Below are 21,254 nucleotides of genomic sequence, written 5' to 3'. Positions count from 1 at the left end.
CCTCCTCCGCGGCTGCGGATCCCGGCCCGAATCCGCGGGATCAGGTCGCTCCGAGCGCAGTACGCTGAGCAGCACGGGAACCGGTACGTCCCCCGGCGGTCACGGCCTGCGATGCGCGGCCCCGGACCCTCGGCCGCCGGTCCGGCCGGGATCCCGCGAACCGACCGGATGGAGGAAGCGATGACCATCTCCTGGCAGGAATTCCTCGCCCGCGTCGTGGAACGCGGAGAGTACCGTGGTGAGGCGGAGGCGGACCACGCCGTCCGGGTGGTGCTCGCCCTGCTCGGTGAGCACCTGGTGGGTGCCGAACGGAGCGAACTCGCCGACGCGCTGCCCGCGACGTACGCCTCGCTGCTGCGCGACGCCCAGCCCGCCGCCGAGCCACTGACCGCCGAGCGCTTCGTGTCGGCGGTGGTCGGCTGGATCGACGGGGCGACGCCGGCCACCGCGCAGTGGGACATCGGGGCGGTGCTCAGCACCGTGGCGGATCTGGTCCCGGAGGAACTGGTCGAGCGGGTGATCGAGCAGCTCCCGGACGGGTACGACCTGCTCTTCGGCCATCCCCTGCCGGCCTGAGGGCCCGCCGTCACGCGGGCGGATCGCCGGCCCGGTCGGGTTGGGCGGACCGCCGGGCGGATCGCCGGCCCGGTCGGGTGGGGCGGACCGCCGACCCTCGTCCCGCCGGGCGGGCTACCGTCCCGTGGTGGCCCGGAACAGCTCCGCCCCCGGGCCGGTCAGCTCGACCGGCCCGGCGCCCGGGCGCAGGTAGGCGGACGCGCCCGGGGGCAGCGCGAGGTCCGGGTGGCCGGGGGCGCACAGCAGGGCGCGGCCCGCGACGCAGAGCAGGATCTGTGGAGCGGGCCGCTCGACGCGCACCGGGTGGTCGCCCGGCCGCACCAGGGAGAGTCGGAACTCCGCGGCCGGGGAGGGGAATTCCAGGGTGCCGGGCTCGGGGGTGAGGATCCGGGGCGGGCCCGTGCGGAAGGACGTCACCGCCGTCAGGCCGTCGATGTCGACATGCTTGGCCGTGAGCCCGCAGCGCAGCACGTTGTCCGAGTTGGCCATCAACTCCACGCCCGTGCCGCGCAGGTAGGCGTGCGGCACCCCGGAGTCCAGGTACAGTGCCTGCCCGGCGGTGAGCCGGACGTGGTTGAGCAGCAGCGCGGCCGCCAGTCCGGGATCGCCGGGGTACTGTCCGGCGACGCGGGCGTAGGCGGCACACGCCTCGGTGTACGGTCCGCCGGACGCCGCCGCCCGGGTCACGGCCTCGGTGGCGGCGGCGAGTTCGGCCGGGCCGCAGGCCAGGGCCCGGCGCAGCAGCACGGGGAGCGCCTCGGCGGCCGGCCGGTCGCGCAGCAGGGCCGCCCAGGGGGCGAGCACACCGAGGGCGTCCAGCAGCCGGGCGGTCCCGGCGGCCGGGCGGAACCCGCAGAGGGCTTCGAACTCACCCAGAGCGCAGAGCAGTTCCGGTTTGTGCGAGCGGTCCTGGTACACCCGTCGCGGGGAGTCCCGGGGGATGCCCCGGGCCTCCTCGTCCGCGTACCCGGCCTCGGCCTGCGCGCGGGAGGGGTGGACCTGGAGCGACAGCGCCCGGTCGGCGGCCAGCACCTTGAACAGGAAGGGCAGCGCCGGGCCGAACCGCCGTACGGTGTCCGGCCCGAGCAGGCCGTCCGGGTCGGCGGCGATCAGCTCGTCGAGGGGCCGGCCGCCGACCCGGGACGGCGCCGAGGGGTGCGCGCCCATCCACAGTTCGGCCTGCGGGGTGCCGTCGGGCACGGTGCCGGTGAGCGCGGGGATGGCGGTGGGGGAGCCCCAGGCGTAGCGGCGGACCGGGTTGTCGAGCAGGGCGTACGGCGGCATGGCGCGGGTCTCCGATCGGCGGCGGGGCCCGGCGCGGCCGCTGCGGGCGGGCTCCGAGTAGCAGCGGGCAGCCAGCGGCGGGCGGGCGGTCGCGCGGCTGGGCGGGCGGTCAGCGGCAGAGTGCCGCCGCCCCGATCAGCCCGGCATCGGTGCCGAGTTCGGCGCGGCGCACGTCCAGCCCGCGGACGTAGGAGAGGGCGGCGTAGCGGTCCAGGTGGCGGGCGAGCGGCGCGAACAGCACGTCCCCGGCGGTGGCGACGCCGCCGCCGACCACCACCCGGTCGAGGTCGACCAGGGCGGCCGTGGCGGCGATCCCGGCGGCCAGGGCCTGGGCGGCGCGGTCGAAGGAGGCGAGGGCGATCGGGTCGCCCGCCGCGGCGCACGCGGCGACGGCCCGGGCGGTGCGGTCCTCGCCGGGGGGCCGCCAGCCGTCGGCGAGTGCCCGGCGGGCGATCGCGGTGCCGCTGGCGAGGCCCTCCAGGCAGCCGCGCGAGCCGCACGGGCAGGGCTCGCCGTCGAGCTCGACGGTGATGTGGCCGAGGTGCCCGGCGTTGCCGCTGGGGCCCGGCCGGACGGTGCCGTCGAGCACCAGTCCGGCGCCGACGCCCGTCGAGACCACCAGGCAGAGCGCGTTGGCGGCCCCCCGGGCGGCGCCCTGCCAGTGTTCGGCGGCGGCCATCGCGACGCCGTCCCCGGCCAGCCGGACGGGCAGCGCGCGGGCGGCCACCGCGGGGTGCGCGGCGATCTCGGCGACCAGAGGGAAGCCCCGCCAGCCGGGGATGTTGACCGGGCTGACGCTGCCGTCGGCGAGGTCGACCGGGCCGGCGCTGCCGATCCCGACGGCCGTCACGCCGGCCCAGTCGGCCGCTGCGGCGAGTCGCTCCAGCACCTGGTGCACGACGGCGAGCACGGCAGGGCCGGGCTCCCGGGCGGGCGTGGGCAGCTGGAGCCGGTGCCGCAGCCGTCCGGCGCCGTCGACCAGCGCGCCGGCGATCTTGGTGCCGCCGATGTCGACGGCGGCGAACAGGGGGGTCAGCGGCACGGTGGGCTCCAGGCGGGGCGGGGTCGGCGGTGCCCCGGCCACGAGGGCCGGGGCACCGCACAGCGTAGGCGGACGGGTGGTGCGCCGACTCGGCGGGACCGGACCGGCCGGTCAGGCGGCCGCGCGGAGCCGGAGCGTGACCAGTTCGAACGGCCGCAGCGCGAGCCGCACCCCGCCGTCCTCCAGCGCGACCTCGCCGCGGGTGCCGTCCCAGGGCCGCTCCAGCAGGTCGCAGGGGACGGCGCCGGCCAGCGGGAAGGAGGTGGTGAGCCGGCCCCGGGCACGGCCGCCGCCCGCCTCGTAGACCCGGACGATCAGATCTCCGCTGCGGTCGTCGGCGAGCTTGACCGCGCTCACCACCAGGGCGTCGTTGTCCAGCTCGACCAGCGGCGCGACCCGCTCCGCGCTGCCGGTGACCCGCCGCTCGGGCAGGCCGATCCGGTAGCCCTCGCGGACGGCGTCGGCGATCGCCGCGCCCGGGACGAGGGCGTGCCGGAAGCGGTGCAGTCCCTGGTCGGTCTTCGGGTCGGGGAAGCGCGGGGCGCGCAGCAGCGAGAAGCGGACCGTGGTGGTGGTGCCGCCGTCGGTGTCGCGCACGGTCCGGGTGACGTCGTGGCCGTACGTGGAGGCGGTCACCAGGGCGACGCCCCAGCCGGGCTCGTCCAGGTGGACGAAGCGGTGGTTGCAGGCCTCGAACTTGGCGGCGTCCCAGCTGGTGTTGGTGTGGGTGGGCCGGTAGAGGTGGCCGAACTGGGTCTCGGCGGCGTAGCGCTCGGTGTGGACGTCCAGCGGGAACGCGGCCTTGAGGAACTTCTCGGTCTCGTGCCAGTCCACTTCCGTGTCGATGTCCAGCCGCTGCTCGCCGGCCCGCAGGGTGAGCGTCTGGACGACGGTGGACGACCCGAAGGAACGCGCGATCCGGACGTGGGCGCGGTCGGCCTCGACCGCGGCGGTGAGCTCGTCCACGGCGGTGAGGTCGGTGACGGTGTTGCGGTAGAACTGGTCGACGTCCCAGGCGTCCCACATGTTGGGGAAGTCCGGGTGCAGCTGGAGCAGGTTGGCGCGGCTGCCGGGGGCGACGGTCTCCCGGCCGCTCGCCGTCTCCACCACCGAGCTGATCAGGCCGTCCGCGTCGACCACGACCTCCAGCAGGCCGTTGCCCAGCGTGAAGCCGCCACCGGGCCGCTCGGCCGCCGTACACACCGGGCCGGCCCCGGCGTCACCGACGACGGCCGCCCCGCCCGCCGGGACGGCCGAGCGCGCGTGCGGCGCCGCGTTGAACACCAGCTCGCGGCCGCCCGAGGCCTCCCCGGCCAGCGCCTGCTGGGCCGCGCCGATCAGCTCCTCCAGCTCGCCGGCCAGCGCCGCGTACGTCGCCTCGGCCTCCCGGTGCACCCAGGCGATCGAGGAGCCGGGCAGGATGTCGTGGAACTGGTGCAGCAGGACGGTCTTCCAGATCCGGTCCAGCTGCTCGTACGGGTACTCCGCGCCGGTGCGCAACGCGGCGGTCGCACACCAGAGTTCGGCCTCGCGCAGCAGGTTCTCGCTGCGCCGGTTGCCCTGCTTGGTGCGCGCCTGGCTGGTCAGGGTGGCCCGGTGCAGCTCCAGGTAGAGCTCGCCGACCCACACCGGCGGGTTCGGGTACTCGGCCTCGGCCTTGGCGAAGAACTCGGCGGGCTTCTCCCAGCGGACGGTGGCCGAACCCTCCAGGTTCCGCAGCCGGGCGGCCTTGGCGACCATCTCGCGGGTCGTCCCGCCGCCCCCGTCGCCCCAGCCGGTCGGGGCGAGCGAGTGCCGGGCCACCCCCTTGTCCCTGAAGTTCCGTGCCGCGTGGGCGATCTCGCTGCCCTTCATCGAGCAGTTGTAGGTGTCCACGGGCGGGAAGTGGGTGAAGATGCGGGTCCCGTCGATGCCCTCCCAGAGGAAGGTGTGGTGCGGGAACCTGTTGACCTGGCTCCACGAGATCTTCTGGGTCAGCAGCCACCTGGAGCCCGCATTGCGGATGATCTGCGGCAGGCCGCCGGTGAAGCCGAAGGTGTCCGGCAGCCAGGCCTCCTGGTTCTCGACCCCGAACTCCTCCAGGAAGAACCGTTTGCCATGGACGAACTGACGGGCCATCGCCTCCGAGCTCGGCATGTTGGTGTCGGACTCCACCCACATGCCGCCGGCCGGGACGAACCGCCCCTCGGCCACCGCCTTGCGGACCCGTGCGTACACCTCGGGGCGGTGCTCCTTGATCCAGGCGTACTGCTGCGCCTGCGACATGGTGTAGAGGAAGTCCGGCTCCTCCTCCAGCAGGGCGGTCATGTTGGCGGTGGTGCGGGCCACCTTGCGGACGGTCTCGCGCAGCGGCCACAGCCAGGCGGAGTCGATGTGGGCGTGGCCGATCGCGCTGATCCGGTGCGCGGACGGCACCGCGGGCGCGGCCAGCACGCCGGCCAGCTCCGCACGGGCCGCGGCGGCCGTCCCGTTGACGTCCTGCAGGTCGATCGCGTCGAGGCAGCGCTCGACGGCGCGCAGGACCTCCCAGCGCCGGGCCCCTTCCACGGGCAGCTCGGCCATCAGCTCGCCGAGCACCTCGAGGTCCATGGACAGCTGCCAGACGGTGTCGTCGAAGACCGCCAGGTCCAGCCGGGCCAGCCGGTACTGCGGCCGGTCGCCGGCCGTCTCCCGGTCCCCCAGGTCCGTGGGGAGGAAGGGGTGGTAGTCCAGGATCACCGGGTTGGCGGCGGCCTCGACGTGCAGCAGCACCTGCTCGCCGCCGGCCGCCGGGGCGGCGATCCGCACCCACTGGTTGCGCGGGTTGAGGCCCTTCACCGGGCTGCCGTCCGGCCGGTAGACCAGGCCCTCGCACTGGAAGCCCGGCATGTTGGCGTCGAAGCCGAGGTCGATCAGCGCCTCGACCGTGCGCCCGGCCCAGGCCTCGGGGACGGTGCCGCGCACCGTCAGCCAACTGGTGCTCCACGGTGCGCCCCAGGCATCCCCGACGGCGACCGGGGTGCGCGGCGCGGCCAGGCCCTCGGCGACCGGGACGGGCTCGCCGGGGGCGGTCCAGATGCCGGCCTCCAGCGGGACGGACTCGGGGTGGACCGCCGGGAGGATGCGCTCCTCCAGGACGCGCTTGAGGCGGGACTCGACCAGGGTGCGGTCATCGTGCATGTCGGCAGGCTCCGTTGCGTGTCGAGGGTCGGCGGTGTCTAGCGGGAACGTACGTCGTCGGGGTGGACCACCTCGGTGATTCCGCGCGCGGCCAGGTGCGCCCGGTCACCGGCGCGCTCGGCGAGCACGGCGGTCGGGCGGGCGCCCTCCTCGGCGAGGCGCATGAACGCCTCGTACACCGGGCCGCCGGGGCCGCAGACCGAGCGCCGGGGCGAGGTGACCTCGTCGCCGGTGGCCACCACCACGGCGGTGCCGCGGGGCTTCGGCGGCCGCCAGGAGCGGCGGACCTCGGCGGCCGCCTCGGCGAGCCGGGCACCGGCCGGTTTGACCTGCCGGTCGGTGGTCAACAGGCCGAGGCCGTACTCCAGCTCGGGGAAGTCGGCGAGCGAGCGGTGCACGTCGTGCGAGCACCACCAGGTGACGCCCCACAGGTCCGGGCAGTCCAGCACGGCCGCGACGGTGGCGCCGGTGAACCGGGCCGCGTCCTCGGGGGCGATGTGCGGCGCGGGCGCGCCGACCTCCTGCAGCCAGACCGGGCGGGCCGGGTCCTCCGCCCAGGCCTTGGACAGCTCGACCAGGTAGGCGGCGTGCTGGGCGGTGGCGGTGGAGCGGGCCCCGTAGCGCTGGGCGGTGCCGTTGAAGACCCAGGAGTGCACGGCCGTGGCGGCGCCGATCCGGGCCGAGTGCCAGGGGGTGAACGGGTGCTCGTCCAGGTACCAGGCCGCGTCGTAGGAGGCGTGCAGGTGCAGCCGCCCCGGCGCGCCCTGCTCGCAGGCGGCGAGCATCCGGTGCAGCCAGGCCTGCGCCTCGGCGGGCGTGACGCGGTCCGGGTCGGGGTGCGGGGCGCCGGAGAACTGGTTGATCTCGTTGCCCAGCGTCATCCCGAGGAAGTTGGGCCGCTCGCGCAGCGCTCCGGCCAGGGTGCGCAGGTAGGCCGCCTGCCCGTCCAGGACCTCGGGGTCGGTGAAGATGTTGCGCCGGTGCCAGGTCCTGGTCCAGGAGGGCAGGAAGTCGAAGCTCGACAGATGGCCCTGCAGCCCGTCCACGGCGACGTCCAGGCCGCGCTCGCCGGCCGCGTCCACCAGGGCGGTGAGCTGCTCGACGGCACGCGGGCGGATCAGGGTGCGGTTGGGCTGGAACAGCGGCCACAGCGGGAAGACCCGGACGTGGTCCAGCCCGAGTGCGGCGACGGAGTCGAGGTCGGCGCGCACCGAGTCGAGGTCGAAGTCCAGCCAGTGGTGGAACCAGCCGTTGCTGGGGGTGTAGTTGACGCCGAAGCGCGGGGCGGTGGTCACGGAGGGCTTCTCCCACGGGATTCGGGACGTACGGACGGCGAGCGGTCCTGCGGAGCGGGCTCCGGGCGCCTCAGCCCTTCACGGCCCCCTCCTCGACGCCCTTGAAGAAGAACCGCTGGCAGACGGCGAACACCACGACGATCGGCAGGAAGGCGATCATGGTGCCGGCCGCGATCAGCCGGGGGTTGGCGGAGAAGGTGCCGTTGAGGTACTGGAGGCCGACGGTGAGGGTGTACTTCTGCGGGTCGTTGAGCACGATCAGCGGCCAGAGGAAGTCGTCCCACGCACCGATGAAGGTGAAGATCACGATCACGCTGAGCATGCCGCGCACGTTCGGCAGGCCGATGTGCCACAGCCGCTGCCAGACGCCGGCGCCGTCGACCAGGGCCGCCTGGTCCAGCTCGACCGGTACGGCGGCGAACGCGGTGCGCATCAGCAGCACGTTGAGCATCGAGATCGCCCCCGGGAGGGCCACGCCGGCCAGGCTGTCGGCCAGGCCGAGGCCGCGCACCAGCACGTACTGGGAGACGATGGTGACCTCGCCGGGCAGCACCAGGGTGGCCAGGAAGAGGCCGAGGACCAGCCTGGCACCGCGGAACCGCAGCCGGGCCAGCGCGTAGCCGGCCAGGGTGCAGCCGACCACGTTGCCGGTGATGCAGACGGCCGCCACGACCACCGAGTTGAGGGCGTAGGTCCACACCGGGACGGTGTCGGCGACCTTGCCGTAGTTGCCCAGGGAGGGCTGGGCGGGCAGGAAGCTCGGGGTGCTGGTGTAGACGTCCTCGGCGGGGCCCTTGAGGGAGGTGGACAGTTGCCACAGGAACGGGCCGATGACGAGGAGCAGGACGAGCACCAGCAGCAGGTAGCGGGCGGCGGTCTGCGCGGGGGAGGGGGAGTTGAAGCCGCGCGCGGTCCTCGGGCGGAGGGTGGTCGTCTTCGGGCGGAGGGTTGTCGTCTTCGGGCGGAGCGTGGTCACGGGGTCAGGCCGCCTTCCGGTTCAGCCGCATCAGGAACAGCATCGGCCCGAGGGTGATGACGAACAGCAGCAGGCTGAGCGCGGAGGCGTAGCCAAGGTGGCCGTTGAAGCCGCGGCTGTACATCTGGATCAGCATCACCACCGACATGTCCCGGCCGCCGGGGCCGCCCTGGCCGTTGGAGAGCACGTACAGCTCCGAGAAGACGCGCAGCGAGCTGACCGAGATCAGGGCCGAGACCAGCACCATGGTCGGGCGCACCCCGGGCAGGGTGACGTGCCAGAACCGGCGCAGCGAGGTCGCGCCGTCCACGGCCGCCGCCTCGTGCAGCTCGCGCGGGACGTTGGCGAGGGCGGACAGGTAGATGACCATGTAGTAGCCGAGGCCCTTCCAGACGGTCAGGGCGATCGCACTGAACAGCAGCAGCCAGCGGTCCGTGAGGAAGGAGACCGGGGAGTCGGCCAGTCCGGACTGCCGGAGCAGCCCGTTGACCAGGCCGCGGTCGTCCAGCACCCAGCCCCAGATCAGCGCCACCACGACGGCGGAGGCGATCACCGGGGTGTAGAAGGCGGTGCGGAAGAAGGTGATGCCGGGGACGCGCCGCTGGACGAGCAGCGCCAGCAGCAGGGGCAGGACGGTCAGCAGCGGCAGGCAGACCAGCATGAAGACGATGCTGTTGAGCAGGGCGGCGGCCAGCTGGTCGTCGTCGAGCAGGCGGCCGTAGTTCTCCAGGCCGGTGAACCGCCCGCCGCCCAGGGGCCTGGCGTTGGTGAAGGACAGGATCACCGTGTTGACGGCCGGCCAGAGGTTGAAGACGGCCAGCCAGAGTATCGCGGGCCCGGCGAGCAGCCAGGGGGTGAACCAGCGCCGGTGGGTCATGCGGTTGCCTTCCTGGGGGCTCGGCCCCGCCGGGGCCCGGGTGGCGGGGCGGTGCGGGACTGGGAGTGCGGGTCGTGCCCGGGACGGCGGGCCCGGGGGCGCCCGCCGCCGCTGCGGTACGGACCTCGGGCCGGCGGTCAGCCCTTGAGCAGCTTGTCGCACTGCGCGACGGCGGTGTCCAGCGCCTGCCGGGAGCTAATCTCGCCGCTGATGGCCAGGGCGAACTGCTGCTTGATGACGGTGCTCATCGCGTCGTCCACCTCGACCGGCTGGATCAGCTTGGCCTTGGCGAGCGAGGTGAAGGCGATCACCTTGGCGTCGCCCGCGTTGGTGCCGTCGCTCCGGCTGAAGAACGGGTCGTTCGCGGAGGCCTTGGTGGAGGGGAACACGCTGGTCAGGTGCGCGAAGGCGGCCTGGTTCTCGGGGCTGGTGACCCAGCGGGCGAGGGCCACTGCGGCGGCCGGGTTCTTGGTGCTCTTGGGGATGGACAGGCCCTGGACGTACAGCGGCGGGGTGTCCATCGCGGGGGAGGGGACGACCTTCGGCGCGAGCGTCGGGTTGTCCGTGGCGAGGCTGGTGATGAAGTTGCCGCCGCCGGTGGTCCAGGCGGCCGTGCCGGAGCTGAACAGCTTGGAGTTGCCGGCGTAGGTGTCGGTCAGCACGCCGTTGGGCATCAGGCCTTCCTTGAAGGCGTCCCGGTACTTGTCCAGCAGGGCGGCGGCCTCGGGGGTGTTGAAGGTGAAGGACCTGCCGTCGTCGGCCATGATCTTCACACCGATGTTGTAGAGGTCGCCGAGACCGGGCTTGCGGCTCATCAGGTAGGTCTGGCCGCCGGACTTCTCCTTCATCACCCGGGCCTGGGCGATCAGTTCGTCCAGGGTGGTCGGGGGCTTCTTCGGGTCCAGGCCGTTCTTCGTGAGGAGGTCCGAACTCCAGTAGTTGACGTCGGTGTTGAGGTACCACGGGTAGCCGAAGGTGCCCTGGTAGCCGTTGTAGCGGTAGGCCTCGACGCCGCCGGCGACGTACTCCTCGGCGAGCTTGGGGTCGGCCTTGGCGACGTCCAGCAGGACGTCCTTCCTGGCGAGCGGGTAGGCGAAGTCCGGGGGGAGGTTGACCACGTCGGGCAGGGTGCCGGAGGCGGCCTGGCTGAGCACCTTGTCGGAGTACCCCTCACCGGGCTGGTCCAGCCAGTCGACCTCGACGCCGGGGCACTTCTTCTTGAAGCCGTCGATGACGCCCTGCATGTAGTCGGTGAACTTGGGCTTGAGCGCCCAGGTCTGGAGCGAGACCTTGCCCTTGACCTCCCCGGTGGCGGCCGCACTCGCCACGCTGTCGCCGTCCGTGCTGCCGCCGGAGCCGAGCCCGCAGCCGGTGAGGGCCGCCGCGGTGAGGGCCGTGGTCGTCAGTGCCGCCCAGATTCTTCGCATGAGGGTCTCCCGGTCCTGGGGATGGGTGGGGGATGGTGCGGATATCAGAACCTGACCAACTAAACCGGTCTAGCTATGGCAGGGACTATGCTCCCGCCTAAACTTGGCTGTCAAGAGAGGAGTCGGGTTCTGTGGGCAGACCGACGATCGCCGACATCGCGCGCCAGGCGGGTGTCTCCAAGGGCGCGGTGTCCTTCGCGCTGAACGGCCGCCCCGGCGTCAGCGAGGCGACCAGGGCCCGCATCCTGCGGGTCGCCGAGGACATGAACTGGCGGCCGCACAGCGCCGCGCGCGCCCTCGGCGGGGCCAGGGCCGACGCCGTCGGCCTGGTGATCGCCCGCCCGGCCCGCACCATCGGGGTCGAGCCGTTCTTCGGCCAACTGCTCTCCGGCCTCCAGGCGGTGCTCTCCGCCAGCTCCGTCGCGCTCCACCTGATGGTGGTCGAGGACACCGCCGCCGAGATCGAGGTCTACCGCCGCTGGGCCTCCGAACACCGGGTGGACGGCTTCATCGTGGTGGACCTCCAGGTCAAGGACCCGCGACTGCCGGTGCTGGACGAACTCGGGCTGCCCGCCGTCGTCCTGGGCGGTCCCGGCAAGGGCGGCGGCCGGCTGCGGATCTGGGCCGACGACCGGGCGGCGATGCTCTCCATCGTCGACTACCTCGCCGCCCTCGGGCACCGCCGGATCGCCCACCTCGCCGGGCTCCCGCACTTCCAGCACACCCAGCGGCGGATCCGCGCGCTGCGCGACGCCTCCCGCCGGCTCGGCCTCGAGGAGGCCGTGTCCCTGCCCACCGACTTCAGCGACGCCGAGGGCGCGGCGGCCACCCGCACCCTGCTCTCCCGGCCCAGGCGGCCCACCGCGATCGTCTACGACAGCGACGTGATGGCCGTCGCCGGGCTCGGCGTCGCGGGGGAGATGGGTGTCGCGGTGCCCGGCGAGCTGTCCATCGTGTCCTTCGACGACTCGGTGCTCGCCCGGATCGTCCACCCGCCGCTGACGGCGCTCAGCCGGGACACCTTCGCGCTCGGCGAGCAGGTCGCGCGCAGCCTGCTGGAGGCGGTGGAGGAGACCGGGCCCGGGCGGGACCTCCAGATGCCCACCCCCCGGCTGACCGTACGGGAGTCCACCTCGCCGCCGGGCGCCGCCGCCCCCGCCGGGCCGACCGGCGGCTGAGGCTCCGCCTCACCCGACGGGGTGAATGCTGCGCGAGTCGTTGACAGCGGTTCTGAACCGGTTTAGCCTCGCTGCGCCGAGCGGGCAACGCTCGACGCGCCGCCCCTCGCTCTGCGCCCGCTCTCGCTCCGCGCCCGCTCTCGCTCCGCGCCCGCTCTCGCTCCTGCACCGCCTGCACCGTCTGATCCAGCACCGGCACGCCCGCATGCGGCCGGGCCCCCGTCCACGACGGCGGGCCCGCCCCCACCCCTCCGCTCGATCGGAGCCAGCGCATGTCACGACGCCTCCCCCTGCTGCTCAGTGCCGCCCTCGCGACGGCCGCGTTGACCGCCACCCCCTCCGCCTCGGCGGAACCGAGACCCGCCCCGGCGCCCGCCGTCACCACCGGCGCGGGCAGCCAGCCGTACGCCTCCTACTGGTACCCCAGCACCCTCCTGGGCTGGGACCCGGCCACCGACCCGGACGCCCGGTTCAACCGCTCCCGCGTCCCGCTCCAGCCCCGGACCAGCGACCCGGCCCTCGCCGCGAACCGCAACGCCCGTGCGGGGGAGGGGAGGGTCGCCTCGCTGGTCTCCTTCGCCCCCACCTCCAACAACCCCTCCCAGGGCTCCGCCGACCCCAACTACTACGCCTTCGGCTACTGGCAGTACGTCGACAAACTGGTGTTCTGGGGCGGCTCGGCCGGTGAGGGCCTGATCCTCGCCCCCAACCCGACCGTCATCGACGCCGCCCACCGCAACGGCGTCAAGGTCTACGGCACCGTCTTCTTCCCGCCCGCCGCGTACGGCGGCCAGATCCAGTGGGTGCGCGACTTCGTCCAGAAGTCGGGCACCCGCTACCCCGTCGCCGACAAGCTGGTCCAGGCGGCCCAGTACTACGGCTTCGACGGCTGGTTCATCAACCAGGAGACCGGCGGGGGTGACTCGGGCCTCGCGACCGAGCTGCGCAACCTGATGCAGTACACCAAGGCACAGAGCGGCACCGAGTTCATGTGGTACGACGCGATGACCACCTCCGGCGCGGTGGACTGGCAGAACGCCCTCACCACCGCCAACTCGCCCTTCCTCCAAGACGGTTCGAAGCGCACCGCGGACTCGATGTTCCTCAACTTCGGCTGGACGGCCGACGGCCTGGACTCCTCCCGCGCGCTCGCCCGGCAACTCGGCCGCAACGAGTACGAGCTGTACTCCGGCATCGACACCGAAGCCAACGGCTACAACACCTCCGTGGACTGGAGCACCCTCTTCCCGGCCGGGCAGCCGCACACCACCTCAGTCGGCCTCTACCGGCCCGAGTGGACCTGGAAGTCCGCCACCGACCGCGCCGACTTCTACGCCAAGGACGCCCGCTACTGGGTCGGCGGCTCCAACGACCCGTCGAACGTCGACCTCTCGTCCAACTGGCCGGGTCTGGCCGGTTACATCGCCGAGTCCTCGCCGATCACCGCCAAGCCCTTCGTCACCAACTTCAACACCGGCCAGGGCGACTTCTACGACGCGGCCGGCGTCCGGGTCGCCACCGGCGGCTGGAACAACCTCTCGCTCCAGGACGTCCCGCCGACCTACCGCTGGGTGGTCGACTCCAGCGGGAGCAAGCTCACTCCGACCGTCGACTTCACCGACGCCTACCAGGGCGGCTCCTCGCTGCGCCTGACCGGCACCCTCGACGCGACCAACACCGTCCGGCTGTACCAGACCAGCCTGCCGGTCGCGGCGAACACCAAGCTCGACCTGGTGGTCAGGACCCCGGCCGCCGGGCCGACCAGGCTCAAGGCCGCGGTCTCCTTCACCGACTCCCCGGGCAGGTTCACCACGGTGGACGTCGGCTCCAACTCCGGCACCGGCTGGGAGCGCCACACCCTCGACCTCTCGCCGTACGCGGGCCGCACCATCTCCCAGCTCGCCCTCCAGGTGGCCGGATCCGACCCGGCCTACGACCTCAAGGTCGGCCAGGTCGCCGTCTACGACGGAGCGGTGCAGACACCGGCGGCTCCCAGCGGGTTCACCGTCCTCGGCGCGAGCGACGTGACCCCCGGCACCAGCCAGTCGCTGCGCCTCTCCTGGACGGCCGCACCCGGCGGCAACGTCCACCACTACGAGGTCTACCGGCGCAACGCGGACGGCAGCCGGACGTTCCTCGGTGCGACGCCCAACGACGCCTACTTCGTCGGCCGGCTCGACCGGGCCGGGACCGAGCCGACCACCACCCTGGACGTCGAGGCCGTCTCCACCACCTACGGGCGCTCCGACGCCGCCTCCACCACGGTGAGCTGGACCGCCACTCCGCCGACCTCGACCAACCTGGCGCTGAACCGCCCGGCCACCGCCTCCGGTCAGTGCAACGCCAACGAGGGGCCGGCCAAGGCCGTCAACGGCAGCGTCAACGGCGGCACCGGCGACAAGTGGTGCACGCTGACCTCCGCCAAGTGGCTCCAGGTGGACCTCGGTTCGGTGAAGAAGCTGAACAGGTTCGTGGTCAAGCACGCCCAGGCGGGCGGCGAGAGCGCCTCGTACAACACCCGGGACTTCTCGATCCAGGTCCGCTCCGCCACCACCGACCCCTGGACGACCGTCACCACCGTGACCGGCAACACCGCGGGCACCACCACCCACCAGGTCGACACCACCGCCCGGTACGTCCGCCTGGTCGTCACCAAGCCCACCCAGACGACCGATCCGGCCGCCCGCGTCTACGAGTTCGAGGCCTGGGGGGCGTAACCCCGCCGTCTGCTCCGGACCTCCGGTCCGGCGAGGAAAGGAAGCCCCCCGTGCCGGTCACCACCATCACCGCCGTCGAGAGCACCGACCTGTTCGTCGGCCCCGAGGACGCACCCCGCCAGATCCTGCGGGTGACGACCGAGGGTCCGGCCGCCCGGATCACCGTCAGCGGGCCGGGCGTCCACGGCGAGGCGACCGGCACGGGGGCGGTCGAGGTCCCGCTGGAGATCACCGGCGCGGCCGTCGGCGCGCGCCTGCCCGTCACCGTGCGTGCGGGTGCGGCCGCCGACACGGCTGCGGGTCCGGCCGCGGGTCCGGCCGCCGACACGGCGGAGGCCTCGGCCGAGGCGTTCGTGGAGGTCGCCGAACCCGGCTGGACGGTGTTCCTGGTCTCCCACTTCCACTACGACCCGGTCTGGTGGAACACCCAGGCCGCCTACACCTCCCCCTGGGAGCTGCTCTCCGCGGACGCCACCACCCGGCCGCTGTGGGAGCGCAACGGCTTCGCCCTGGTCGACGCGCACCTGGACCTCGCGCTGCGGGACCCGGTCTACAAGTTCGTCCTCGCCGAGGTCGACTACCTGAAGCCGTACTTCGACCAGCACCCGGAGCGCCGCGCAACCCTGCGCCTGCTGCTGGAACGCGGGCAGGTCGAACTGGTCGGCGGCAGCTACAACGAGCCCAACACCAACCTCACCGGCGCCGAGACGACCATCCGCAACATCGTCCACGGCATCGGCTACCAGCGCGACATCCTCGGCGGAGACCCGCGCACCGCCTGGCAGCTCGACGTGTTCGGGCACGATCCGCAGTTCCCCGGCCACCTCGCCGCGGCCGGCCTCACCGGCAGCGCCTGGGCGCGCGGGCCGTTCCACCAGTGGGGCCCGATCCAGAAGAACTTCCGCACGGCCAAGGACGACGCCCGGGTGATGCAGTTCCCGAGCGAGTTCGAGTGGATCGCGCCGGGCGGCGACGGCGTGCTCACCCACTACATGCCGCACCACTACTCGGCCGGCTGGTGGATGGACTCCTCGCCGGACCTCGCGACCGCCGAGCAGGCCGTCTACGAGCTGTACCGGAAGCTCAAGCCGGTCGGCGCGACGAGGAACCTGCTGCTGCCCGTCGGCACCGACTACACCCCGCCGAGCAAGTGGGTCACCGAGATCCACCGCTCCTGGGCGGCCAAGTACCTCTGGCCCCGGTTCGTCTGCGCCACCCCGCGCGACTTCCTCGACGCCGTCCGGGCCGAACTCGCGGCCACCGGCCGCCGGCCCAGCCCGCAGACCCGCGACATGAACCCGGTGTACACCGGCAAGGACGTCTCGTACATCGACACCAAACAGGCCCAACGGGCGGGCGAGGTCGCGGCGGTGGACGCCGAGAAGCTCGCCACGCTGGCCGTGGTGAACGGACTCGGGCGCTACCCCGGGGCCGCGCTCGACAAGGTGTGGCGCCACCTCGCCTACGGCGCGCACCACGACGCGATCACCGGTTCGGAGTCGGACCAGGTCTACCTGGACCTGCTCGGCGGCTGGCGGGAGGCGTACGACCTGGCGAGCGCCGTCCGGGACGCGGCGCTGGACGCGCTGACGGCACGGATCTCGACGGCGGGTGCCGGCTCGGCGGCGGCCCTCGGCACGACGGCGGATGCCGGCACGGCCGCGGGCGCCGGGTCGACGGCGGACCTCGGCTCGGCGGTGGTGGTCACCAACACGCTGTCCTTCGACCGGACGGACCTGGTGTCGGTGCAACTGCCGCCCGGCGAACGCTCCGTACGGGTGCTGGACGAGGCCGGCCGGCCCGTGCCGAGCGCCGTCGACCGGGGCGTGCTGCGCTTCCTGGCGGAGGACGTTCCGGCACTCGGCTGGCGCACCTGGCGGTTGGCGCAGGGCGCGGCCCACCCGGCGTGGACGGCCGCCGAGGGAACCGTGATCACCGGCGCCCGCTACCGCGTGACGGCCGACCCGGCGCGCGGCGGCGGGCTCTCCTCGGTCCACGACCTCCGGCACGGGCGGGAGTTGATCCAGGGCGGCCGGATCGGCAACGAACTGCGGGTGTACCAGGAGTACCCGCAGCACCCCGACTTCGGCGAGGGTCCGTGGCACCTGGTGCCGAGCGGACCGGTGGTCGGGTCAGGCGCCGCCCCCGCCTCGGTCCGCCGGGAGACCGGGCCGCTCGGCGAGCGGCTGGTGATCGAGGGGACGGTCGACGGCATCCGGTACGAACAGACCGTGACCCTGTGGCGCGGGCTGGACCGGGTCGACTGCCGGACCCGGATCGTGGACCACTCCGGCGCCGACCGGCTGCTGCGGCTGCGCTTCCCGGTGGACGTGCCCGGCGGGCTGCCGGTCAGCGAGGTGGCGGGCGCCGTCATCGGGCGCGGCTTCGCCATGCCGGACGTCGATGCGGCGCAGGCGCCGTGGACCCTGGACAACCCGGCCAACACCTGGTTCGGGCTGGGCGCCACCGCGCGGGTGAGCCTGACCGACCCGACGGGCACGGTGACCGGCTCGCGGGCCCTCGGCGTGGCGGAGGTCGTCGTGCCGGCACTGGACGCGGCCGCCGACGCCCGGCCGCTGGTGGTCGCGCTCGCCCGGATCGGGGTCACCGCCACCACCTCGGCGGCGGACTGGGCGCGGTACGGCTGGCTGGACGTGGACTCCAACCTGCCGGACTTCCGGATCGTCGTCGGCGGACCGGACGTGAACGAGGCCGCACGGGAGTTGGTCGACCGGGCGGGCGAGGACTACGCGGCCGCGCTGAAGGCGCACGGCGCGGTGTGGGTCCCGGCGCTGACGCCGCTCGCCGACGTCTGGCGCCCGGACGCGGACCTGCGCGACCTGCGGGCGCTGCCCGCGCTGATCGTGACCGATCCCGCCGCGCTGGTCGCCGACCTCGCCGACGCCCGGATCACCGCCGTCTGCCCCGGCCGGGTCTTCGACCGACTCGCGGACCACAGCGTCGCGTTGCTCACCTTCGGCCTGCCCGGCTTCGCGGTGGACGCCACCGGCGCGCTGCACCTGTCGTTGCTGCGCTCGTGCACCGGCTGGCCGTCCGGGGTCTGGATCGATCCGCCCCGGCGCACCCTGCCGGACGGTGCGTCCTTCCAACTCCAGCACTGGACGCACGAGTTCACCTACGCACTGGTCAGCGGGAACGGCGACTGGCGGGAGCAGGCGCTGCCCGCGCGCGGCCAGGAGTTCAACCACCCGCTGTACGCGCGGATCGTGCCGGCCCAGGAGGGACCGCTACCCGCCACCCTGTCCTGGCTGCGGATCGAACCGCAGCGGGAGGTGCTGCTCGGCGCGCTCAAGCCGGCCGGGAACCCGATCGCCCACGGCGCGACGGCGTCCGACCGGCGCGACCTCACCGTCCGACTGGTCGAGTCCACCGGTCTCGGACGGACGGCGCGGCTCAGCGGTGCGCTCGGGTTGGGCGGCGTCCGGGCGGCCGATCTGCTGGAACGCCCGCTCGGTGCGGCGGCCGGCGGCCTGGACCTCCCCGGCTCGCGGATCGCCACCGTGCTCGCCGCCCCCGCGATCGCGGCTGCCGGCGACGGGCCCGCCCTCGGCCCGACCGCGGAGCCGGCCCAGCCCGTCCACGCCCGTTACTGGCTGCACAACCGGGGCCCGGCCCCGCTCGGCTACCTCCCGGTCTCGGTCGGCGCCTCGCCGGGGCTGCTGCGGACGGCGGGCGAGGCGGTGACGCTCTCCGTCGCCCTCTCCTCCCAGCTCCGGGACACCACCGTCGAGGGCACGGCCGTCGTGCTGCCCCCGGCGGGGTGGACGGCGAGCCCCGGCAGCCGCCCGTACCGGTTGACGGCGGGCGGGTACGTGCGTTTCCCGGTCACCCTGGCGCCCCCGTCGGACGTCGAGCCGGGCCTCCACTTCGCCGCCGTCCGGGTCGACCACGACGGCCAGCAGATCGAGGACGTGGTGACCATCGCCGTCGGTGACCTGCCCGAGCTGCTTCCCGTCCCCGGGGACACCCCCGAGGACTGGACGGCGGCGCAGGGCACCGCGGCCGTCGGCGGCCGCGACACCGGCCTGTCCGTCGGTGTCTCCTCCGAGTCCCTCCGGATCGCGGCCGGCGGCGGGGCCACCCTGGGCCTCACCCTCACCAACCGCACCCGTGGCGAGATCCGGGGCGAGCTGCAACTCGTCTCCCCGTGGGGCACCTGGGACGCCATCGCCGACCCCGTCCGAGGCTTCACCGTCCCGGCGGGCCGGTCGGTGACCGCCGACTTCGCCGTCGCGGTGCCCGAGTCCGCCGACCCCGGCGCGTACTGGGCGCTGGCCAAGGTCATGTGGTTCGGCCGCTGCCAGTACGCGCCGACCGTCGCCCTGGTGGTGGAGGCGTGACTCTCGGCCTGCTCGACGGGCGCCCCCTCCCGCGCACCGCTCTCGACCGGCGCCTCGCCGCCCTGCGGACCGGTCCGCGCGCCACCGCCCTGCCCCGGCCGGGCAGCTCGGAGGACCGCCAGCTCACCCGCTGGGTCGCCCAGGTGCTGCTGACGGAAGCCCTCTGCGAGGCAGTCGCCCGCGAGCGGGACCTGCCCGTCGCCGAGGAGCGTCCTGTCCGACTCGACCACCGAGCCGCCGTCGAACTCGGCTCGATCACGGCGGCCGCGTACGAGGGCAGCGCCGCCGTCCGGGCGGTCTACCGGGCGGTCACCGCTGATGTCGAGCCGTCACCCGCCGGCATCGCCCGCTACCGCACCCTGACCGCCCGCCCACCGCTCACCCGCTGGTACCTCGCCGGGCCCGACGGCACGTTCGAAGCCGACCCCGAGACCCTTCCCGCCGCCCTCGTCGAGGCCCTGCGCGCCGCTCCGCCCGGCGCGTGGGTCACCGTGGGCGCGTGGAAGGCCGCCCTCCTCGCCACCCTCACCGCCCCGCAGGATGACGACCCCGCCCCCGCCCTGCGCGAAGCCGCCCGCCGCGCCGCCTTCGTCCGCTGGCTCGACCGGGAACGGGCGCGACGCATCACCCTGGTGGAGGGGCTGGAACACCCCGGCGACCCGGCCCAACCCGACAACCACCACCGCCACTGAGCAGCGGCCGGCCGGCCGGCTGGTCGGCCGGCCCGCTTGCCCGCTCGTGCCGCCGTGGCCGGCCGACGGCGCTCCGGCCGGTGAGCCCGACCGCCGCGCCCCGGACGGCCGTTGCGGTCCGCTGCGGAACCGCCCGAGGGCTCAGGTCAGGCGCGCCACCGCCAGGGACAGCGCGCGGTCGAGCGCCGCCCCGGCGTCGCACGGCACATCGGGCCGGACCCCGGTGCCCTCCCAGTTGGTGCCCGAGACCGGGTTGACCGAGCGGGCGACGGGCACGCTGAGCTCCAGGTGCGGGTGCACCGTCCAGCCCTCGCGCGGGTGCGCGCCGCCCCGGGTGGCCTCCCCGACGACCTCGGCGCGCCCGAGCTGCTGGAGGTCGTAGGCGAGCTCCTCGCCCGCGGAGAAGGTGTTTCCGCTCGTCAGCACGTAGAGCGGCTTGTCGGCGCCGAAGCGCGCGCCCGGTACGAAGGGGGGCGTCCAGGACTGCTCGGCCACCTCGCCCTGCCGCGAGAGCATGGTGTTGAGATGGGTGCGGCCGTCGAGCAGGTAGCCGCAGACGAAGGCGACGGTGTCCGGGTCGCCGCCGACGTTGCGGCGCAGGTCGAGGATCAGGGCGCGGGCGGGGGCCACCAGCGAGAGCGCCGCGGTCAGCGGCTGCGCCGCCCAGTCCAGCGGGAACAGGTTGGGGGCGATCTCCAGGACCGCGACGCCGCCGTCGAGCAGTTCCACGCGTGGTATGCCGCCGAGTGAGGCGTCGAACTCCCTCCGCATCGCGGCGAGTGCCGCCGCACCCTGCTCCTGCGGCACCGGTACGGCGTGGTACTTGAGGGCCAGGTGCAGGTCGCCGTTGACGGACCGCAGGTCCGCGGTGACCGCCTCGGCCAACTCCTCGACGGAGGAGGCCCGGTAGGCACCCTCGGCACTGCGGCGCCGCAGCAGGGCCGCCAGTTGCCCGGCGGCCTCGGGGAACACGTAGTTCTCGCGGACCAGCTCGGCGATCGACTCGACGACGGCGACGGCGGCGGTGGCGTCCAGGGCGGACGGCGATGTGGTGGAGGTCATGGGACGGAGTAGACCAGCGCCTTGCCAAAGCGTCAAACGTACTTAACGCTTGATCGGGTGAGCCACCGACCAGACGACGGCGTCCAGCGGATCAGCACGCCCCTTCAGCACACCGCACTCGCCCACCCCGTGCGCCAGCGCCTGCTGTTCGCCCTGAGCGGCCGGCCCTCGACGATTAGCCGGCTCGCCGCGCAGCTGGGAGTGAACAAGGGCAGCGTCTCCCACCACCTGAGGGTGCTGACCGAGGCGGGGCTGGTCCAGGACGCGGGAACGCGACGGGTGCGCGGCGGAACCGAGAAGTACTACCGGCGCACCGCCGAGCGGCTCCTCGTCGACGAACCCCAGCCCGAGGGCACGGCCGCGCTGCTCGGAGCCGTCGCCCAGGAGCTGGACCGCTCGCCCGCCGACCACCTCCTGACGCTGCGCCACCTCCGACTCGGCCCGGCCAAGGCGGCCCGGCTCGCCGAGGCGCTGGCCGCTCTGGTCGACGACACCGAGGAGGACCCGGAGGGCGAGCCGGTGCACGGCCTCCTGGTGACGCTCTACCAGCAGGCCGGGCCGCAGGGGCACCGGCCCGGTGCGTAGGGCGTGGGCCGGTCCAGCGGCGC

Annotated in this window: 14 protein-coding genes; 6 read left to right on the top strand and 8 right to left on the bottom strand. The window is 73.9% G+C overall.

Annotated elements, in window-relative coordinates; all coding sequences use genetic code 11:
• Positions 1–180 precede the first annotated feature (180 nt).
• On the top strand, positions 181–576 hold the full coding sequence (locus ACGF07_RS15025; protein ID WP_392898757.1) for a DUF2267 domain-containing protein: 396 nt from the start codon (positions 181–183) through the stop codon (positions 574–576).
• A gap of 114 nt (positions 577–690) precedes the next feature.
• Here the strand turns inward: ACGF07_RS15025 and manA are convergent, their stop codons facing one another.
• The 7 genes from manA to ACGF07_RS14990 all read right to left on the bottom strand — a co-directional run bounded on the left by manA (position 691) and on the right by ACGF07_RS14990 (position 10,636).
• Positions 691–1,860, bottom strand: coding sequence for a mannose-6-phosphate isomerase, class I (gene manA, locus ACGF07_RS15020; RefSeq protein WP_392898754.1), 1,170 nt, complete (start codon positions 1,858–1,860; stop codon positions 691–693).
• 109 nt (positions 1,861–1,969) lie between these two features.
• Complete coding sequence (locus ACGF07_RS15015) at positions 1,970–2,902, bottom strand: ROK family protein (RefSeq protein ID WP_392898752.1); 933 nt, start codon at positions 2,900–2,902, stop codon at positions 1,970–1,972.
• 111 nt (positions 2,903–3,013) lie between these two features.
• A complete protein-coding gene (locus tag ACGF07_RS15010) occupies positions 3,014–6,061 on the bottom strand; it encodes an alpha-mannosidase (RefSeq protein ID WP_392898749.1) in 3,048 nt (1,015 codons plus the stop codon).
• A 38-nt stretch (positions 6,062–6,099) separates the two neighbouring features.
• Positions 6,100–7,356, bottom strand: coding sequence for a glycosyl hydrolase (locus tag ACGF07_RS15005; protein ID WP_392898747.1), 1,257 nt, complete (start codon positions 7,354–7,356; stop codon positions 6,100–6,102).
• A gap of 70 nt (positions 7,357–7,426) precedes the next feature.
• Complete coding sequence (locus ACGF07_RS15000; protein ID WP_392898744.1) at positions 7,427–8,332, bottom strand: carbohydrate ABC transporter permease; 906 nt, start codon at positions 8,330–8,332, stop codon at positions 7,427–7,429.
• A 4-nt stretch (positions 8,333–8,336) separates the two neighbouring features.
• Entirely contained in the window at positions 8,337–9,209 is an 873-nt protein-coding gene (locus ACGF07_RS14995) for a carbohydrate ABC transporter permease (RefSeq protein WP_392898742.1), read from the bottom strand.
• A gap of 137 nt (positions 9,210–9,346) precedes the next feature.
• Entirely contained in the window at positions 9,347–10,636 is a 1,290-nt protein-coding gene (locus ACGF07_RS14990; protein WP_392898739.1) for an ABC transporter substrate-binding protein, read from the bottom strand.
• Between the two features lie 131 nt (positions 10,637–10,767).
• Here ACGF07_RS14990 and ACGF07_RS14985 point away from each other — a divergent pair, with 131 nt between their 5' ends.
• The 4 genes from ACGF07_RS14985 to ACGF07_RS14970 all read left to right on the top strand — a co-directional run bounded on the left by ACGF07_RS14985 (position 10,768) and on the right by ACGF07_RS14970 (position 19,584).
• Positions 10,768–11,814, top strand: a complete 1,047-nt coding sequence (locus ACGF07_RS14985; protein ID WP_392898736.1) for a LacI family DNA-binding transcriptional regulator — start codon at positions 10,768–10,770, stop codon at positions 11,812–11,814.
• Positions 11,815–12,086: 272 nt separating this feature from the next.
• Positions 12,087–14,531, top strand: coding sequence for a discoidin domain-containing protein (locus ACGF07_RS14980; RefSeq protein ID WP_392898734.1), 2,445 nt, complete (start codon positions 12,087–12,089; stop codon positions 14,529–14,531).
• Positions 14,532–14,581: 50 nt separating this feature from the next.
• The gene (locus ACGF07_RS14975; RefSeq protein ID WP_392898732.1) at positions 14,582–18,892 is read left to right on the top strand and encodes an NEW3 domain-containing protein; all 4,311 of its coding nucleotides are present in this window, start codon (positions 14,582–14,584) and stop codon (positions 18,890–18,892) included.
• Positions 18,889–19,584, top strand: coding sequence for a hypothetical protein (locus tag ACGF07_RS14970; RefSeq protein WP_392898729.1), 696 nt, complete (start codon positions 18,889–18,891; stop codon positions 19,582–19,584). The genes ACGF07_RS14975 and ACGF07_RS14970 overlap by 4 nt, the downstream gene beginning before the upstream one ends.
• Positions 19,585–19,725: 141 nt before the next feature.
• Here ACGF07_RS14970 and ACGF07_RS14965 read toward each other — a convergent pair whose 3' ends face one another.
• Entirely contained in the window at positions 19,726–20,646 is a 921-nt protein-coding gene (locus ACGF07_RS14965) for a S41 family peptidase (RefSeq protein WP_392898726.1), read from the bottom strand.
• A gap of 57 nt (positions 20,647–20,703) precedes the next feature.
• On the opposite strand from ACGF07_RS14965, the gene ACGF07_RS14960 reads away from it, so the two are divergent.
• Complete coding sequence (locus ACGF07_RS14960) at positions 20,704–21,231, top strand: ArsR/SmtB family transcription factor (protein ID WP_392898723.1); 528 nt, start codon at positions 20,704–20,706, stop codon at positions 21,229–21,231.
• Positions 21,232–21,254 lie beyond the last annotated feature (23 nt).

The organism is Kitasatospora sp. NPDC048194 (assembly GCF_043202455.1).
Taxonomy (GTDB): domain Bacteria; phylum Actinomycetota; class Actinomycetes; order Streptomycetales; family Streptomycetaceae; genus Kitasatospora.
The sequence above is the reverse complement of the archived record's forward strand: the minus strand, read 5'-3'. Positions and strand labels throughout refer to the sequence as shown.

Excerpts from the sequence above, each read along its gene's own strand:
- ACGF07_RS15010 (WP_392898749.1), bottom strand. The coding sequence starts at position 6,061 with ATGCACGATGACCGCACCCTGGTCGAGTCCCGCCTCAAGCGCGTCCTG.
- ACGF07_RS14980 (WP_392898734.1), top strand. The coding sequence starts at position 12,087 with ATGTCACGACGCCTCCCCCTGCTGCTCAGTGCCGCCCTCGCGACGGCC.
- manA (WP_392898754.1), bottom strand. The coding sequence starts at position 1,860 with ATGCCGCCGTACGCCCTGCTCGACAACCCGGTCCGCCGCTACGCCTGG.
- ACGF07_RS14990 (WP_392898739.1), bottom strand. The coding sequence starts at position 10,636 with ATGCGAAGAATCTGGGCGGCACTGACGACCACGGCCCTCACCGCGGCG.
- ACGF07_RS14965 (WP_392898726.1), bottom strand. The coding sequence starts at position 20,646 with ATGACCTCCACCACATCGCCGTCCGCCCTGGACGCCACCGCCGCCGTC.
- ACGF07_RS14995 (WP_392898742.1), bottom strand. The coding sequence starts at position 9,209 with ATGACCCACCGGCGCTGGTTCACCCCCTGGCTGCTCGCCGGGCCCGCG.
- ACGF07_RS15025 (WP_392898757.1), top strand. The coding sequence starts at position 181 with ATGACCATCTCCTGGCAGGAATTCCTCGCCCGCGTCGTGGAACGCGGA.